At 68.1% G+C, this 16,969-nt stretch carries 10 protein-coding genes and 2 pseudogenes; 10 read left to right on the top strand and 2 right to left on the bottom strand.

The genetic code is table 11. The annotated features are described in order from the left end of the window. The 9 genes and pseudogenes from ACLJQM_RS13915 (at position 1) to ACLJQM_RS13875 (ending at position 14,214) form a co-directional block, all read left to right on the top strand. Positions 1-2,781: a ricin-type beta-trefoil lectin domain protein gene (locus ACLJQM_RS13915; RefSeq protein ID WP_410631525.1), complete on the top strand. Its 2,781-nt coding sequence runs from the start codon at positions 1-3 to the stop codon at positions 2,779-2,781. Between the two features lie 350 nt (positions 2,782-3,131). Beyond that, on the top strand, positions 3,132-5,054 hold the full coding sequence (locus ACLJQM_RS13910; RefSeq protein ID WP_410631524.1) for a ricin-type beta-trefoil lectin domain protein: 1,923 nt from the start codon (positions 3,132-3,134) through the stop codon (positions 5,052-5,054). 33 nt (positions 5,055-5,087) lie between these two features. Continuing rightward, the gene (locus ACLJQM_RS13905; protein WP_410631523.1) at positions 5,088-6,206 is read left to right on the top strand and encodes a ricin-type beta-trefoil lectin domain protein; all 1,119 of its coding nucleotides are present in this window, start codon (positions 5,088-5,090) and stop codon (positions 6,204-6,206) included. Between the two features lie 155 nt (positions 6,207-6,361). Then, positions 6,362-7,825, top strand: a complete 1,464-nt coding sequence (locus tag ACLJQM_RS13900) for a glycoside hydrolase family 76 protein (protein ID WP_410631522.1) — start codon at positions 6,362-6,364, stop codon at positions 7,823-7,825. A 37-nt stretch (positions 7,826-7,862) separates the two neighbouring features. Further along, positions 7,863-9,176, top strand: a pseudogene (locus tag ACLJQM_RS13895) (glycoside hydrolase family 3 protein); the annotation flags it as partial. Then, positions 9,170-9,460: pseudogene (locus ACLJQM_RS13890) on the top strand (ricin-type beta-trefoil lectin domain protein); the annotation flags it as partial. The pseudogenes ACLJQM_RS13895 and ACLJQM_RS13890, both read left to right, overlap by 7 nt. A gap of 45 nt (positions 9,461-9,505) precedes the next feature. Further along, positions 9,506-10,714: a glycoside hydrolase family 3 C-terminal domain-containing protein gene (locus ACLJQM_RS13885; protein WP_410631813.1), complete on the top strand. Its 1,209-nt coding sequence runs from the start codon at positions 9,506-9,508 to the stop codon at positions 10,712-10,714. A gap of 144 nt (positions 10,715-10,858) precedes the next feature. Then, positions 10,859-13,951: a ricin-type beta-trefoil lectin domain protein gene (locus ACLJQM_RS13880; protein ID WP_410631521.1), complete on the top strand. Its 3,093-nt coding sequence runs from the start codon at positions 10,859-10,861 to the stop codon at positions 13,949-13,951. A 38-nt stretch (positions 13,952-13,989) separates the two neighbouring features. Further along, entirely contained in the window at positions 13,990-14,214 is a 225-nt protein-coding gene (locus tag ACLJQM_RS13875) for a hypothetical protein (protein ID WP_410631520.1), read from the top strand. Positions 14,215-14,258: 44 nt separating this feature from the next. Here the strand turns inward: ACLJQM_RS13875 and ACLJQM_RS13870 are convergent, their stop codons facing one another. Next, the gene (locus tag ACLJQM_RS13870) at positions 14,259-15,533 is read right to left on the bottom strand and encodes a spinster family MFS transporter (RefSeq protein WP_410631519.1); all 1,275 of its coding nucleotides are present in this window, start codon (positions 15,531-15,533) and stop codon (positions 14,259-14,261) included. Positions 15,534-15,749: 216 nt separating this feature from the next. On the opposite strand from ACLJQM_RS13870, the gene ACLJQM_RS13865 reads away from it, so the two are divergent. After that, positions 15,750-16,397, top strand: coding sequence for a TetR/AcrR family transcriptional regulator (locus ACLJQM_RS13865; RefSeq protein WP_410631518.1), 648 nt, complete (start codon positions 15,750-15,752; stop codon positions 16,395-16,397). A 139-nt stretch (positions 16,398-16,536) separates the two neighbouring features. Here the strand turns inward: ACLJQM_RS13865 and ACLJQM_RS13860 are convergent, their stop codons facing one another. Continuing rightward, positions 16,537-16,953: a hypothetical protein gene (locus ACLJQM_RS13860; protein WP_410631517.1), complete on the bottom strand. Its 417-nt coding sequence runs from the start codon at positions 16,951-16,953 to the stop codon at positions 16,537-16,539. Positions 16,954-16,969: the final 16 nt, after the last annotated feature.

The raw sequence follows: 16,969 nt of genomic DNA, 5'->3' as shown, positions 1-16,969 counted from the left end.
ATGCGTCCGCAACGCCGCGGCTCCACGTTCCGCCGGCTCCTCTTTCTGCTCCTGTCCACTCTGCTCGCCACCGCGACACTGGTGGTGACCGCCCCACCCGCCGGCGCGGCCACCACGATCGCCGTCAACGGCGGCAGCACCGGGCGCACCTTCGACGGCGTCGGCGCGATCAGCGGCGGTGGCGGCAACTCCCGCCTACTGATCGACTACCCACCCGCCCAACGCTCACAAATCCTCGACTACCTCTTCAAGCCGGGCTACGGCGCCGCCGTGCAGCTGCTGAAACTGGAGATCGGCGGCGACGCGAACTCCACCGACGGCTCGGAACCCAGCCACCAGCACGTACGCGGCGAGATCAACTGCAACGCCGGCTACGAATTCTGGCTCGGCGAACAAGCCGTCGCCCGCAACCCCGGAATCAAGCTGGTGGCGCTGCCCTGGGCCGCGCCGGGCTGGATCGGCGGCGGGAACTTCTGGTCCCAGGACATGATCGACTACGACATCTCCTGGCTAGACTGCGCGAAGCAACACGGCCTGACCATCTCGTACCTCGGCGGCTGGAACGAACGCGGCCACGACAAGACCTGGTACAAGAACCTGCGCGCGGCGCTGAACTCCCGCGGCTACGGCTCGGTGCAGATCGTCGGCGACGACAGCGGCTGGAACACCGCCGACGACATGCTCTCCGACAGCGGCTTCAACGCCGCGGTCGGCGTCGTCGGCTCCCACTACCCGTGCGGCTACCTCTCCGACGCGACCACCTGCTCCTCGACCGCGAATGCCGTCGCGACCGGAAAGCCGCTGTGGGCCAGCGAATTCGGCTCACAGGACTTCAACACCGGTTCGGCCGCCTACATCCGCACCATCACCCGCGGCTACCTCGACGGCCAGATGACCGGGTTCATGAACTGGCCACTCATCGCCGCCCTGTACTCGAACCTGCCCTACAACACCGTCGGGCTGGCGACCGCGAACACCCCGTGGTCGGGCACCTACGCGCTCGGCAAGAACCTCTGGGCCAACGCGCAGGTCGCCCAGTTCACCCAGCCCGGCTGGAAGTTCCTCACCGGTTCGGCCAGCGGCTACCTCGGCGGCAACCGGGCCAACGGCAGCTACATCTCCCTGAAGTCCACCAACAACACCGATTACTCGACGATCTACGAGACCACCAGTGCGACGGCCGCCCAGACCGTGAACGTCACCGCCTCGGGTGGGCTGAACACCGGCACCGTGCACGTCTGGTCCACCGATCTCGGCTCGTCGAACCCCGCCGACTACTTCGTCAAGCAGGCTGACATCACCCCGGCGTCGGGGACCTACTCCCTGACCTTGCAGCCGAACCGGATCTACACGGTCACCACGACCACCGGCCAGGGCAAGGGCACCGCGAGCAGTCCCCCGGCCGGGAACCTCGCCCTGCCCTACTCCGACAACTTCGACGGCTACCCCTCCCGCAGCGCCGCGAAGTACTTCTCCGACATGCAGGGATCGTTCGAGGTCCGCCCGTGCGCGGCCGGGCGTGGTGGACAATGCCTGCAGCAGGTCGCCCCGGTCCGGCCGATCAACTGGCAGGACGACAGCGACGCCTTCACCCTCGTCGGCGATCCACAGTGGAGCAACTACACCGTCAGCACCGACGTCGACATGCAACAGGCCGGCACCGTCACCCTGCTCGGCCGGGCCAACACCCAAAACCGGCCGCAAAGCCACCAGGCCGCCTACCAGCTGCGCGTCGCCGACACCGGCGCGTGGTCCATCGCGAAGAACAGCAGCGGCGGCGTCCTCACCACGCTCGCCTCCGGCTCCCACGCGGCACTGGGCCTCAACACCTGGCACAACATCAAGCTCGGCTTCAGCGGGAACCGGATCACCGCGACCCTCGACGGTGCCACGCTCGGTACCGTCACCGACACGGCGTTCACCACCGGGCTCGTCGGGGTCGGGGTCGTCGGCTACCAGACGAACCTCTTCGACAACTTCAGCGTCACCCCGAACGCCGACGGCAACTACGGCGGGATTCTCAAGGGCCAGGAGTCCGGGCTGTGCGCCGACGTGCCGGCCGGGAGCCAGACCGACGGCAGCGCCGTGGCGCTGTGGGACTGCACCGGCGGCGCCAACCAGAGCTGGACGGCGACCCCCGCAAAGCAGCTGACCGTCTACGGCACGAAGTGCCTCGACGTCCGCGGCGGCGGCACCGCCGATGGGACACCGGTGCAGATCTACAGCTGCAACAACACCGCTGCCCAGCAGTGGACAGTCAACGCCGACGGTTCGGTCGTCAACACCGGGTCGGGCAAATGCCTCGACGCGACCGGGCACGGCACCACCAACGGCACCGCGCTGGTCCTCTGGGGCTGCAACGGCGGGGCGAACCAGAAGTGGGCCCGCGGTGACACCGTCGGCATCCTCAAGGCCCAGGAATCGGGCAAGTGCGCCGACGTCCCCGCGGCGAACCAAGCCAACGGCACGATCCCGGCGCTGTGGGACTGCAACAACGGCAACAACCAGGCGTGGACGTCCACGACCACCAACCAGCTCAAGGTGTTCGACACCAAGTGCCTCGAGACCGCCGGGGGCGGCACCGCCGACGGGACCGCGATCCAGATCTACGACTGCAATGGAACAGCCACGCAGCAATGGCGCGTCCAGGCGAGCGGTGCGGTCGTGAACGTGGGATCCGGGAAGTGCCTCGACGTGACCGGCCACGGCACGGCCAACGGCACTCCGTTCGTCATCTGGACGTGCAACGGTGCGTCCAACCAGAAGTGGTCGCGTAGTTAGGTATCGGCGACCACGCCACGGCGGGAGCGGCTCAGCGCCGCCGCTCCCGCCGTGGCCACAATTGCGCCCCTGAACGGCTTTGACGAGCGATTCTCGCCGCAGCGGATTTGCGGTTCCTGGACACAATTTGTCGGGTCGAGACCAAATTCTCGTTGACGATTGACATCGTCGACAGGCGGAGTGAAACTGAACTGGAGAGCGCTCTCCTGCACTGCTGCTCCTAATTCACTTCGATGGCAGCCAACGGCCGGGCGCATTGACCGACAACGTTGTCGAAGTTGGAGTTCTCCATGCACACACATCGCCGTGATGCAGCTCGGCGCTGGCTCCGGACCGCGTGCTGCCTCGCCTTGACCGCATCGCTGACACCCGGCGTGGCTTCCGGCGCCCCACTCGACCGAACACCGCAGATCGCCCAACCGACGTCCGTCTCAGCCAGCCGGCCCACTCTGCGATTCACCGATCCGGGCACACAATCGACCCTGGGTGCCGCCTACACCAAGGCGCTGACGAACCTGCTCGACGTCAACACCATCCGCTACGACCCGGCCGTGTACAACCAGTCGGGTCTGCTCACCGACCCCCCGGGAACGTTTCTGCGCGCGGGCGCCGAGTACCCGCAGCCGTGGACCAGGGATGCATCGGTCAACTCGTGGAACGCGGCGAGCCTGCTCGATCCCGCCACCGCCGCAAACACCCTGTGGTCGGTGGTCCGCAGGCAGGCCGACGGCCAGTTGATACTCCAACAGGACGACCAGTGGTGGGACCAGGTCGTGTGGTTGACCGCCGCCTGGAACCACTACCTGGCCACCGGCGACCGATCCTTCCTGGCCAACGCGTACCAGACCGCCCTCAACACCCTGAACGCACGCAAGAGTGCGAACTTCAACTCCACGTACGGCCTCTTCGAGGGCCCGTCGTTCTTCAACGACGGCATCGCCGGATACCCGGCTCCGCCGGCTGACGACACCGAAAGCAAAGGTGGCTTCGTCGGCTCATACGCGACCAGCAAGCTCATGGCGTTGAGCACCAACACGCTGTACTACTCGGCGTTCCGCAGCGCTGCCCTGATGGCGTCCGCCCTCGGCCGACCCGCCGCCGAGGTCACGACCCAGAACGCGGCGGCGGACACCCTGAAGTCGCGGATCAACCAGTACTTCTGGATCCCCGCCAAGGGCACCTACGGCTACCTGATCCACAACGGTGACGGAGGCCCGTCCGGCGCGCTGGATTCGTCCGAGGAGGGCACCGGCCTCTCCTTCGCAATCCTCTTCGGCATCGCGAGCACCGACCAGGCCCGGTCGATCATGCACAACGCCCATATCCAGCCGCACGGCATCGTGGACGTCTACTCGCACTTCCCGCGCTACGCCGACAGCCGGCCCGGTCGCCACAACGTCAGCGTGTGGCCGATGATCCAAGGTTACTGGGCCGAGGCCGCCACCAAGACCGGCAACCAGGCCCGCTTCGCCACTGAAGCCACCACACTGGCTGCACTCGCCAACAGCAGCGGCGGGTTCTACGAGATCTACAACTTCCTTTCCGGCGCCCCGGACGGTGGCTGGCAAACCGGCGGCCACTGGGGACCGGTGCGGGACCAGACCTGGTCGGCGACGGCGTACCTGCGGATGGTGTACAACGGCCTGTTCGGGATGAACCTCACTCCGGACGGAATCACCTGGACGCCGACGCTGCCCTGGGGCTGGGGCTGGGGCGATGCCACACTTTCCGACCTGAGGTACCGAGCGGCGAACCTCAACGTCACCCTGCGCGGTGCCGGCAACGTCATCAGCTCTTTCAAGCTCGATGGGGTCGACCGAGCCGACCACTTCCTGCCCTCCACCCTCAGCGGATCGCATTCGGTCGAGATCACCATGACCGACACCCAGCCCAGCGCCATCAGCGGCTACGCGGGGCTGTGCCTGGACGTGCGCAATGCGAGCAACGCGAACGCCACGCCCATCCAGGTCTGGACCTGCAACGGCACTGCCGCCCAGCAGTGGACCGCCAACCGCGCCGGAAACACCCTGCAGGTCCTCGGCAAGTGCCTCGACGTCAACGGCGGCGGCACCGCCAACGGCACCCTGGTGAGTCTCTACGACTGCAACGGTACCGGTGCGCAGGTCTGGGTGCCCCGTCCGGACGGATCGCTGTACAACCCGCAGTCGGCCCGGTGCCTGGACGTACCGGGGTGGTCCACCGCCTGGGGAACCCAGGTGGAGATCTGGGACTGCACCGCGGCCGCCAACCAGAAATGGGGACTGTCCACATAGGAAGTTCACCCACTGCGAGCACGAGGATGGATGATGAACGGATTCAAAGCTGCCTGCGTCACGATCACCGCACTCGCGTGCACCGCCGCGCTGCCGGCGACAGCCGAAGCAGCAAGCACGCCTGCCGCCACCACGGCGGCAGCGTCCACGCTGCGGGTACTGCCGTTGGGTGACTCGATCACCTGGGGAATCGGCAGCAGCACGGGAAACAGCTACCGGGCGTTCCTCGCCGACCAGCTACGAGCCGAAGGGCACGCGGTCGACCTGGTCGGCAGCGGCCGCAACGGCGACATGGCCGACCCGGACAACGAAGGCCACTCCGGCTGGCGCATCGACCAGATCGCCGGTATCGCCGACTACACCCTGGCGCGGTACCGGCCCAACGTCGTCACCCTGGAGATCGGCACCAACGACCTCGGCCAGCAGTACCAGATCCCCACCGCACCCGACCGGCTGCACGCCCTGCTCGACCAGATCACCCGCGACGCCCCCGACGCGACCGTCCTGGTCGGCTCGGTGATCATCTCCACCAGCTCCACCGAGGAACCGCTGCGCGGGCCCTTCAACGCCGCCATCCCCGGCATCGTCCAGCAAGAACAGGCCGCGGGCCGGCACGTCCGCTACGTCGACATGAGCGCGCTCACCGCCGCGGACCTCTCCGATGCGTTGCACCCCAACGACAACGGTTACCGCAAGATGGCTGACGCGTTCAACGCGGGCATCCAGGCGGCCGACAGCGCCGGATGGCTCAAGCCGCCGGGCACGGCCGGCCGGCCGGTGCGTTCAGGCATCACCGGAAAGTGCCTGGACGTCAACGGCGGCAGCAACGCCAACGGCACCGTGGTACAGATCTGGGGCTGCAACGCCACCACCGCCCAGCTCTGGAGCACCTTCCCCGACGGCACCATGCAGGCCGTGGGCAAGTGCCTCGACGTCACCGGCTACGGCACCGCGAACGGAACCCCGGTGGCGCTCTGGGACTGCCACGGAGGCAGCAACCAGCAGTGGCAGCCCTACAACGGCGGATACCGCAACCCCGCATCGGGCCGGTGCCTGGACGACCCGGCGTCGTCCGCCGTCGACGGCACCCAGCTCGCCCTTTGGGACTGCAACGGTGGCCCGAACCAGAAGTGGACGGCCGACGCGGCCTGACCGCACGAGCAGATCGGTGGACTGATGGAAACCCATTGAGCCGCGGGTTGGGGTGCACGGTGACTGCGCCCCAGCCACGGTCCCGGCGACCGTGACCTCCATGCGGACCTGGTCCCCTCCGAACGCCTGATCTCCGTGAGTTGTGGAGCACTCCCATGAACAGCACACGATCACTGCTGACCGCGGTTCTCATGATCGCGACCACACTGTCCGTCGGCGCAGCCGCCCAGCCGGCGGGCGCCCCCACGACCTCAAGCGCGGACGCAGCTGCCGCGGGGATCTGTAACAAGTACTGCGAACCCCGCGATCCCTCCCTGACCCCCCACGACCGGATCGCGGTCACCGCCACCTCGTCCGGCCGTTCCCTGACGCTGCGCTTCGACGACGCCGACGCGATGGGGTGGGCGTCGATCGACAACGGCACGACCGGCGATGAAGTCTGGCTGGACCGGTCGATGGACGGCGGCCGGACCTGGAGTTCGGGCAGCAAGCTCGGCGACACCACGACCCCTTCCGGCGGCACGGGCTGGCGGACCTTGATGTTCAACGTCGACGACTGGAACGCCCAAGGGATCGGCGCGCTGCGCGCCTGCGGCCAGCCTGCCGGGAGCACGGCCATCGCCTGTACCGCGTGGGCGCGGACCACGTGGAACGCCGGCGACCGACGCACCGCGGCGGCGACCGCTCTGATGATGTCGTACGACCGCGGCACGAAACTGTTCGGCGGTAACGGCTGGTGGACCAGCGCCAACGCGCTGACCGCCGTCATCGACAACGCCCGCGTCACCGGCATGGGCAGCTACCAGTACGCGATCGCCGACACCTACGCCAAGAACCTCGGCGCGCAGGGCGGCAACTTCACCAACGAATACCTCGACGACACCGGCTGGTGGGGCCTGGCCTGGGTGGACGCCTACGACCTGACCGGCGACGCCCGCTACCTGACCACCGCCCGCGCCGACGCCGACCACATGTTCGCCAACTGGAACGGCACCTGCGGCGGCGGTGTCCGGTGGAGCACGAACGGCAACTACAAGAACGCCATCACCAACGAGTTGTTCCTGCAGCTCTCCGCGGCGTTGCACAACCGCATCCCCGGCGACACCACCTACCTCACCCGGGCGAAGAACGAGTGGAGCTGGTTCAAGGACAGCGGAATGATCAACGGCGACCACCTGATCAACGACGGTCTCACCGACTCCTGCTCCAACAACGGGCAGCCCACCTGGACCTACAACCAGGGTGTGGTGCTGGCGGGCCTGACCGAACTGTACCGGGCCACCGGCGACACCTCACTTCTGGACACCGCCCGCGGCCTGGCCGACGCCTCGAGCGTCAGGCTGCAGAGCGGCGGGGTGCTGCAGGAGCCGGGCGAAGGTGACGGTTGCACCGGCGATGGTCCCAGCTTCAAGGGCGCCTACGTGCGCGGCCTGGGCAAGCTCAGCTCCCAGCTGAGCGACCATCCCTACGCCGCGACGCTCCGCGGTTGGGCCGACTCCGCGTACGCCCGTGACCGCACTGCCCTCGACCAGTACGGACCGCACTGGGCAGGTGGCCCCGGCACGAGTGACTACGGGTGCCAGCAGAGCGCACTCGACCTGCTCAACGCCACCAGCTGAACTCGGATCTCCCGATCCACAAACGTGAGGAGGCCCTATGCGTTCGTCTCCACCCAGGATGTTCCGTGCGCTCATCTCCGCGTCCGCCGCAGTCCTGCTCGCCGTCAGCGGGATACCGCAAGCCCAGGCTGCCATCCAGCCATGGATGAACACCGCCCAGCCCCCTGAGCAGCGCGCCGCCGAACTCCTGGCGGCGATGACCCAGCCCGAAGAGCTCACGATGCTGCACGGCGGCGCGTCCTGCGGCTACGTCGGCTGCGTCGACGCCAACACCCGCCTCGGTATACCCGCTCTGCACCTGCAGGACGGGCCGGCCGGGGTCGGCGACGGCGTCACCGGCGTCACCCAGCTCGCCTCCCCCGTCGCCGCCGCGGCGAGCTGGGACACCGCCCTGATGCGCCAGTACGGGGAGACGATCGGCGCCGAGCAGTGGGGTAAAGGCACCAACGTCGAGCTCGGTCCCACCATCAACATCGTGCGGGACCCGCGGTGGGGGCGAGCATTCGAGTCGTTCGGCGAGGATCCCTACCTCACCGCGCAGCTGGGCGCCGCGGATATTCAGGGCATCCAGAGTCAAGGTCCGATGGCGCAGGTCAAGCATTACGCCGTCTACAACCAGGAGACCAATCGCAACAGCAGCGCGGACAACGCGATCGTCAGCGACCGCGCGGAGCGGGAAATCTACCTGCCCGCCTTCGAGACGTCGGTGAAGACCGGCGGCGCCGACTCCGTGATGTGCTCCTACTCCGCCATCAACGGCCCGTTCGCCTGCGAAAACGGCCCACTGCAGAACTCGGTCCTGAAGAACGAGTGGGGCTTCGGCGGATTCGTCACCGCGGACTGGGGCGCCACCCACTCCACCGTTGCCTCGGCCAACAACGGCCTGGACATGGAAATGCCTGACAGCCGCTACTACGGTGCCGCGCTCACCGCCGCCGTGAACGCCGGCCAGGTGTCCCAGGCCACGATCGACGACCACGTCCGGCGCATCCTCACCTCGATGTTCCGGCGCGGGCTCTTCGACCACGCCCAGACCGGCACCCTCACCACCCCGGTCACCTCCGCCGCGCACACCGCTCTGACCCGCCAGGTGGCCACGGCGGGCACCGTCCTGCTGAAGAACGCGAACGCGACGTTGCCGATCACCTCCGCCACCAAGTCGATCGCCGTGCTCGGCAGCGGCGGCGACGCCGCCCCGCTGTACCAGGGCGGCGGCAGCGCCGGGGTCAACCCCAGCGGCGCGGTCAGTCCCTTCCGAGGGATCCAGGCCCGCGCCGGCTCCGCCGCCACGGTCACCTACGCCTCCGGCAGCAGCTCCGGACCGATCTACGGCCTGGCGGGCAAGTGCGTCGACGTCGCCGCGGCGAACGACGCGAACGCACCCCCGTCCAGCTCTACGACTGCAACAGCAGCTCCGCCCAGATCTGGACCGCCGGCGCGGACGGCACCGTGCGCGCACTCGGTAAGTGCCTGGACGTCACCGGGGGCGCCACTGCCGACGGCACGAAGATCGAGCTGTACGAGTGCAACGGCACCGGAGCCCAGAAGTGGACTGTCTCCGGCGGTGCCCTGGTCAACCCGGCGTCCGGCAAGTGCCTGGACGTCCCCGCCGCCAACCCCGCCAACGGCGTCCAGCTGCAGCTCTACACCTGCAACACCAGCCCCGCGCAGACCTGGCGGGTGACCGGCAGTTCGACCGCGCACGACCAGGCTGTCGCCGCGGCCCGCGTCGCGAACCTGGCCGTCGTGGTCGTCGGCCGCTTCGAGGCCGAAGGCAGCGACCTGCCCGACCTCTCCCTGCCCGCCGAGCAGAACCAGCTCGTCGCCGACGTCGCGGCCGTCAACCCGAACACCGTCGTCGTGGTGAACAGCGGCTCGGCGGTGACGATGCCGTGGGCCGGCTCGGTGCGCGGCATCATCGAGAGCTGGTACCCCGGCCAGGAGTACGGCAACGCCCTCGCCTCGATCCTCTTCGGCGACGTCAACCCTTCCGGCAAACTGCCGGTCACGTTCCCCGCCTCGCTCGCCGACGTCCCGGCACACACCGCCGCCCAGTGGCCGGGACAGAACGGCACCGTGCAGTACTCCGAAGGCATCGACGTCGGGTACCGCTGGTACGACCGGCACAACATCGCACCGTTGTTCCCGTTCGGGTACGGCCTGTCCTACACCACCTTCCGGTACGCCAACCTGACCGTCAGCTCCCCCACCGCCAACGGCGTCACCGTGACCTTCGACCTCACCAACACCGGCACCCGCGCCGGGTCGGAAGTCCCCCAGATCTACGTCGGGCAGCCGGCGAGCACCGGCGAACCGGCGAAGAACCTGCGGGGCTTCGACAAGGTCACACTGGACCCAGGCCAGACCCAGCGGGTCACCACCACCCTCGACGCCCGCAGCTTCCAGGCATGGACCAGCGGCTACTGGACCCGGACCGCCGGCACCTACCAGATCCAGATCGGTGGATCATCGCGTGACATCCGGCTCGCCGGGAGCGTCACGCTCGGCGGGTCCGCGCCGATCGTCGGCTACCAGAACCTGTGCGCCGACGTCCGCGCCGCCGCCACGGCCAACGGCACCCCGGTCCAGATCTACACCTGCAACAGCAGCGGCGCGCAGAGCTGGACGGCCCAAGGCGGCACCCTTCAAGCGCTCGGCAAGTGCCTGGACGTCACGGCAGGCGGCACAACCGACGGCACCCCGGTTCAGCTGTACGACTGCAACGGCAGCGCCGCGCAGGCCTGGCAGCCCCGCGGCGACGGCTCGGTGCTCAACCCGCAGTCAGGTAAGTGCCTCGACGATCCCGGCTCATCCACCACTCCCGGCACCCAGCTGGTGATCTGGGCCTGCACCGGCGGCGCCAACCAGCACTGGAGGCTCCCCGCCTGAGCCCAGCCGGTCGGAACTCAGTGCCGACCCCACCGTGTCCCGTCGACTGTCAGCCATGCAGAGGAGCTTCCCTTGCCGTCGATCAGAGCGCCCCTTTTCCCAGCCGTACGGCCGCGGTTACGCCGGCTGGCTGCCCTGGCAAGCGTGGTCGTCACCGCCACGGCGGTGACCCTCACGACCGGGGCACCACCCAGCGTCGCGGCCCCCGTCAAACCCGCGCCGATGACTACGCCGTGGACGGTCGCGGCCACCGCGAACATCGCCAACCCGCTGCCGGAATACCCCCGGCCGCAGATGACCCGCGCGGATTGGCAGAGCCTCAACGGTGAATGGCAGTTCGGCACCGCCTCGGCCGGCCAGGCACCTCCGGTGAACCAGACGCTGCCGGAGCGGATCAACGTTCCCTACCCGGCGGAGTCGGCGCTGTCGGGCATCCAGCGTCATCTGGACCGGATGTGGTACCGCAGGTCCTTCACCGTACCGTCCGCCTGGAACGGACGTCGCACGCTGCTCAACTTCGGCGCGGTCGATCAGCAGGCTACGGTGTACGTCAACGGCAGCCAGGTCGGCTCACACACCGGTGGCTACGACGCGTTCCAGTTCGACATCACGCCTTACCTGCGCTCCGGCTCCAACGAAATCATCGTCGGTGTCTACGACCCCACCGATGCGGGCAGCGGCGCGGTCGGCAAGCAGCGCAACTCACCGGGCGGAATCTTCTACTCGGCCACATCGGGGATCTGGCAGACCGTGTGGCTCGAGCCGGTCGCTCCCGCCCACATCACGAGCCTGGAGATGGTCCCGGACGTTCCCGGCCGAGCTCTCGACATCGTCGTACGTGGCGCCGGTATCGGCAGCCAGGGCGTGCAGGTGGCCGTGTCACTGCCCGACGGCGGGGCGGTCGTGGCCACGGCCTCCGGCGGCATCGGCAGCCGGATCCGCGTGCCGATACCGAATCCACACTGGTGGAGCCCCGACGACCCGTTCCTCTACAACGCCTCGGTGATGCTGACCGGAGCCGGCGGCGGTGACGCGGTCGGCGGGTACTTCGGCATGCGTTCGATCGGCCTGAAGACAGTCGACGGCATACCCCGGATCGTCCTGAACGGGAACTTCGTATTCCAGACCGGCATGCTCGACCAGGGGTTCTGGCCCGACGGCATCTACACCGCCCCGACCGATGACGCGCTCAGGTCCGACATCCAGCAGCAGAAGAGCTGGGGGTTCAACCTGATCCGCAAGCACATCAAGGTGGAGCCGCAACGCTGGTACTACTGGGCGGACAAACTGGGGATGCTGGTGTGGCAGGACATGCCGGCGATGATCAACGCACCTGACGCGGCCGCGCAGAACCAGTGGCTGAGCGAGTTCCACAACGTCGTCAGCCAGCACGTCAGTTCTCCGTCGATCGTCATGTGGGTCGACCAGAACGAGGGCTGGGGCTCGTTCGACCCCGCCGGCGTCGCGAACACCGTCAAGACCTGGGATCCCAGCCGTCTCGTGGACAACATGAGCGGGGTGAACTGCTGTGGTTCCTCCGACAGCGGCAACGGTGACGTCTGGGACTACCACACCTACACCGGACCCGACTCGGCGCCACCGACAGGTGGCCGGGCCAACGTCCTCGGCGAGTACGGCGGGCTCGGCCTCATCGTCAACGGCCACGAATTCCAGGTGGGTCGCGGCTTCGGCTATGAAATGGAACCGGACGCCGCCACGCTGACCAACAGGTTCCTCGGCATGGCGAAGGCGCTGACCGGACTGATGGTCCACAAAGGTCTCAACGCCGCCGTGTACACCGAACCCTACGACGTCGAAACCGAGAGCAACGGCTTCGCCACCTACGACCGGCAGGTCGTCAAGATCGACCCGTCGGCCGTGCGGGCCGCGAACCAGAGCCTGATCGCGGCGTCAAGAGACCTCGCCGGGCAGCGCGTCTCCCTTCCGATCAACGAAAGCGTGTCGATTCAGGCCACCACCGCCGGTTCCACCGACCGGTTCGTCCGGCACCAGAACGGAGTGGCCGCTGCTTCCGTCATCACCAGCGGAAGTTCCGACCTGGACAAGCAGGACGCGACCTTCACCGTCCGTACCGGCCTGACCGGCGGTTCGTGCATCTCGTTCGAGTCCCACAACTACCCGGGAAGCTTCCTGCGACAGAGCAACTCGCAGGTCGTCAGGGCCGACTACGACGGCACGTCGACGTTCGCCGGCGACGCCACCTTCTGCCCCGTCCCTGGCAACTCCGGCAGTGGCACGTCCCTGCTCTCCTGGTCTCGACCGAGCAAGTTCTTGCGGTTCGCCAACGGAACCGTCTGGGTCGGGCAAGACGGCGCCGGGAAGTCACCGGCCGCACAGGACACCACCGCCCACTTCATGAGCGACACCAGCTGGAACATCACCGCCCCGTGGGCGCCCGGCGCCATCTCCCCAGCTGTCGTCGCGACCGGGGCGGTGCACTCCGCCGTCACCGGCAAGTGCCTGGACGTCCAGGCAGCAGGCACCGCCGACGGAACTCCGGTAACGCTCTACGACTGCAATTCGAGCGCGGCGCAGCAGTGGACCTCGTACACCGATGGCTCGCTGCGGGCCTTCGGAAAATGCCTCGACGCAACAGGTGCAGCAACAGCCAACGGCACCAAGGTCTTGCTCTGGAGCTGCACCGGAGCGGGAAACCAGCAGTGGCGGACCTACGACGGCTCGTACCGCAATCCCGCCTCCGGCCGATGCCTGGACGTTCCGGGCGACAACACCGCCAATGGCGTCCAGCTGCAGCTGTGGGACTGCAACGGCAGCCGCAACCAAGGGTGGTCGGCACCGGGGTTCGCGGCGACACCCGGCAGTTCCGGTGCAGTCAGGTCGGGGATCGCGGGCAAGTGCGCAGACGTTCAAGGGGGCAACGTCGCCAACGGCACACCGGTGATCATCTGGGATTGCGTCGGCGCAGCGCCGAACCAGCGCTGGACGGCGTACTCCGATCATTCACTGCGATCCCTCGGGAAGTGCCTGGAGAGCGCGGCAGGAGGGACCGCCGGAGGGACGAAATTGCAGCTGTCCGACTGCGCCGGGCTCAGGAATCAGCAGTGGACCCCGGTCGACGGCGGTTACCTCAACCCCACGTCCGGACGCTGTGTCGATGACCCCGGCGGGTCGGCCGCCAACGGCACCCAGCTCCAAATCTGGGACTGCAACGGCAGCCCAGGACAAAAATGGACCCAGCCGGGCAGTGCTGTCTGAGCGACAGTCATCACGCGACACCTTCAAGGGAGGGCAAGATGGTCGGTTCCGATCGTTCACGCAGCTCGGCCGCGCCGGCGGAAGTGCGGCCCAAGCGATGGCCGTGGATCGTCGCCGGGTTGCTGCTGGCGGCAGCCGCCACGGTCCGGCTCGTCGCGGAGCGACGCTACGGGTTGCCGATCGGTCTGGTTCTGCTGGCCGCGGTGATCGTGGTCAACCACCTCGTCGATCGACGCCAGGCCCGCCGCGATGCGTCCGCATGACGGCGGACGTGGCCGGAGGGCCGCCTCCGTTGCCGGGTGTTTCCTCACCTGGCGGCTCGCAGCGCGCTTCGCATTTTCTTCTGGTCGCGCGCGACGCATTTCGAAGCGACGAAAAGACCGACCGCGGCGATCAGCAGGCCTACCGGGATGACGATCGCCAAGCTCAGATGCAGGCCGTACGCGGCAGCTGATTCGCTTCCGAGGTCTCGCGCCGACGCGGCGAAGCGATCCGACAGGGCACCAGCCATCAACGGTCCCAGTGCGCCGCCGAGCAGGTACGAGGCAGCGAAGTACAGAGCCATGGCGGTGCCGCGGAGGCGGGGTTCGACGACATCGGCCACGGCCGGGTAGGCGGCGGTGAAGTAGAGGTACTGCAACAGCCAGCCCGCGGAAAAGACGACCACGAACACCAGGGGCATCGTGGCGTCGACGAAGAACGCCGCCGCCGTCAACGGGGCGGCCCCGAGCAGACCGTATGCGCCGGTGAGCACCCGTCCCGCAGGTGAGCGACGGCCGGCCCGGTCGGCGACGCGACCGCCGAGTGTCAACCCGACCAGGCCGGTGACGCCGATCGTGATCCCGGTGAAAGCGCCTCCGACGGCCAGACTGGTGCCGAAGTGCCGCTGGAACAGCGGGACGCTGAAGGTCGCCACCGCGTACGAGGCGATCTGGGAGCCGAGACCCGCGACCACCAGCCACCACAAGGTGGGCACCCGCACCAGGCTGCGGAACGGGGTTCCCACCTGGGCCGTGGCCACCGGTGCGGATTCCGACGCGCCTCGTGCCGGTTCGTGGATGAACGCCAGCGCGGCCGCTACCGCCAAACCGGGCACCGCGGCGACGAAGAAGGCAGCTCGCCAGCTGCCGAACGCTTCCGTCATCGAGCCGACGGTGAAGAACGCGAGGACCAGCCCGACCGGTAGACCCAGCTGCCACAGCCCCGTGGCGCGAGCTCTGCGATCCGGCGGGTAGAGGTCTGCCACCAGGGAGTTGGTCGCCGGGGCGAAGCTGGCTTCCCCCACACCGAGCAGCAGCCTGACGACGACCAAGGCCGCGAAGCCGCCGACGAGCCCGGTGACCGCGGTGAGCAGGCTCCACACCGCCAATCCGGCGGACAGGATGACCCGCCGCGATCGGCGGTCGGCCAGCCGTCCGAGCGGGATACCGACGACGGCGTACACGACCGTGAAGGCGGCGCTGATCAACCCGATCTCGGCGTCGGACAGACCGAACTCGGCCTTGATCGGCTCCACCACGATGGACGGGATGGTGCGGTCGTAGAAGTTGAGCAGGTTGGCCGCGAACAGCAACGCGAGCACCCACCCGGCCCGGCTCGTCGCTCTCGGCAGCGGGTCCAGTGCAGTCCGCCGTTGGTCCTCGGTGGCCATGCGGTCCTCCTGGCGGCGTGCTCTGCACTGAACTGAGCCAGCAGTATGGATCGCCGCACAGCGACGCACAAGACTCTGGAACGCACACGTTCCTGAAAAGTTGCGCCGTGCGAAAGACCTCGGGATAAGGTTGGGTGTGGTATCGGTGTGCTAGGACGGGATGCTGTGGAACAACGCGAGGACAGGGCTGAGCGCGGGGAGACCTACGCGGGACAGTCACGGCAGGAGCGCACCGCGGATCGGCGCAGCCGGATCACGGAGGCGGCGGTGGAACTGTTCGCCGCCCGCAGCTACGACGATGTGACGGTAGCCGATGTCTGCGCGACGGCGAAAGTGGCGAAACGCTACTTCTACGAGCACTTCGCCGACCGGGCCGACCTGCTCATCACCGTCCACCGCGAACTGAACGACTGGCTGCTGGCCGAAGTCTCCGCCGTGGCGCCGAAGCGGCCCGGAGACCTCGAACAGCTACTGCGACCGATGATGCAGGCGCTCGTCACCACGCTGTTCGAGCACCCGACACGCGCGCGCGTCATCTACATCAACGCACCACGCATGGAGCTACGGCGACGCGGCTTGCTGCGCGAAGACGCCGAACTCATCGGTCGCCTGGCTCGGCGCGTCGCCGGCCGCCAACGCGACCGGCTGCGGTTCGAGCGGGTCTTGCTGGCCCTCGTGGCAGGGGTGAGCGAGGTCGTCATCGATTGGCTCCAACGCGGCATGACCGACTCGCCCGAGGTCCTGGCCAACCACCTCAGCGAGCTCGCCTGCTCACTGCTGACCACCCTCATGTAGACGAAGCACGGACCAGGTCCACCCAGGCACCTCCCGGGTAACGGCCGAACCGCGGTAGCAGCGTGCTCGCCCGCCCACGAGCGAGTACGCTGCTACCCCGCATTCGTCCTGACCGGCACCCACCCGACCGGACGCCGAGCTACCGGAGCTCGACCAGGTACACCGAGGCCGTTCCGGTACCCTCCGGGCCGACGACGTGCACCAAGTGGCCGCCGGCGGTCAGCGACAGCGGACGCGTCCGGTGAACACCGGCCGAACCGCCCACGTAGCCGAGCTCGACCTCGTCGACATAAGTGTCGAAGAAAGCGGTTCCTTCGAGTTCGTACTCGAAGGCGTAGGTCCCCGCGGCCGGTGGGCTCACTTCGAAGTACGTGGAGCCGGTCACCTGGCCGACGAGCTGGCGCGTCGGCGAAGCCTCGACAACTGCGGATCGAACTGCGGCTACCGAGTGCCGCTCTGAGGCCAACGCTGCCGTTGGTGTCACGCAGGCCGCCAAGATCGCGACACCCAGTACCAGTACCGGTACACCCGCTTCAGCCAGTTTCCGCACGCTCACGAGCAAATCATCTCCT

Source organism: Amycolatopsis sp. cmx-4-83 (assembly GCF_046548815.1).
Taxonomy (GTDB): domain Bacteria; phylum Actinomycetota; class Actinomycetes; order Mycobacteriales; family Pseudonocardiaceae; genus Amycolatopsis; species Amycolatopsis pretoriensis_A.
The sequence above is the reverse complement of the archived record's forward strand: the minus strand, read 5'-3'. Positions and strand labels throughout refer to the sequence as shown.

Bases quoted from the DNA above. Each gene is read 5' to 3' on its own strand.
- ACLJQM_RS13875 (WP_410631520.1), top strand. From the start codon at position 13,990: ATGGTCGGTTCCGATCGTTCACGCAGCTCGGCCGCGCCGGCGGAAGTG.
- ACLJQM_RS13900 (WP_410631522.1), top strand. From the start codon at position 6,362: ATGAACAGCACACGATCACTGCTGACCGCGGTTCTCATGATCGCGACC.
- ACLJQM_RS13915 (WP_410631525.1), top strand. From the start codon at position 1: ATGCGTCCGCAACGCCGCGGCTCCACGTTCCGCCGGCTCCTCTTTCTG.
- ACLJQM_RS13905 (WP_410631523.1), top strand. From the start codon at position 5,088: ATGAACGGATTCAAAGCTGCCTGCGTCACGATCACCGCACTCGCGTGC.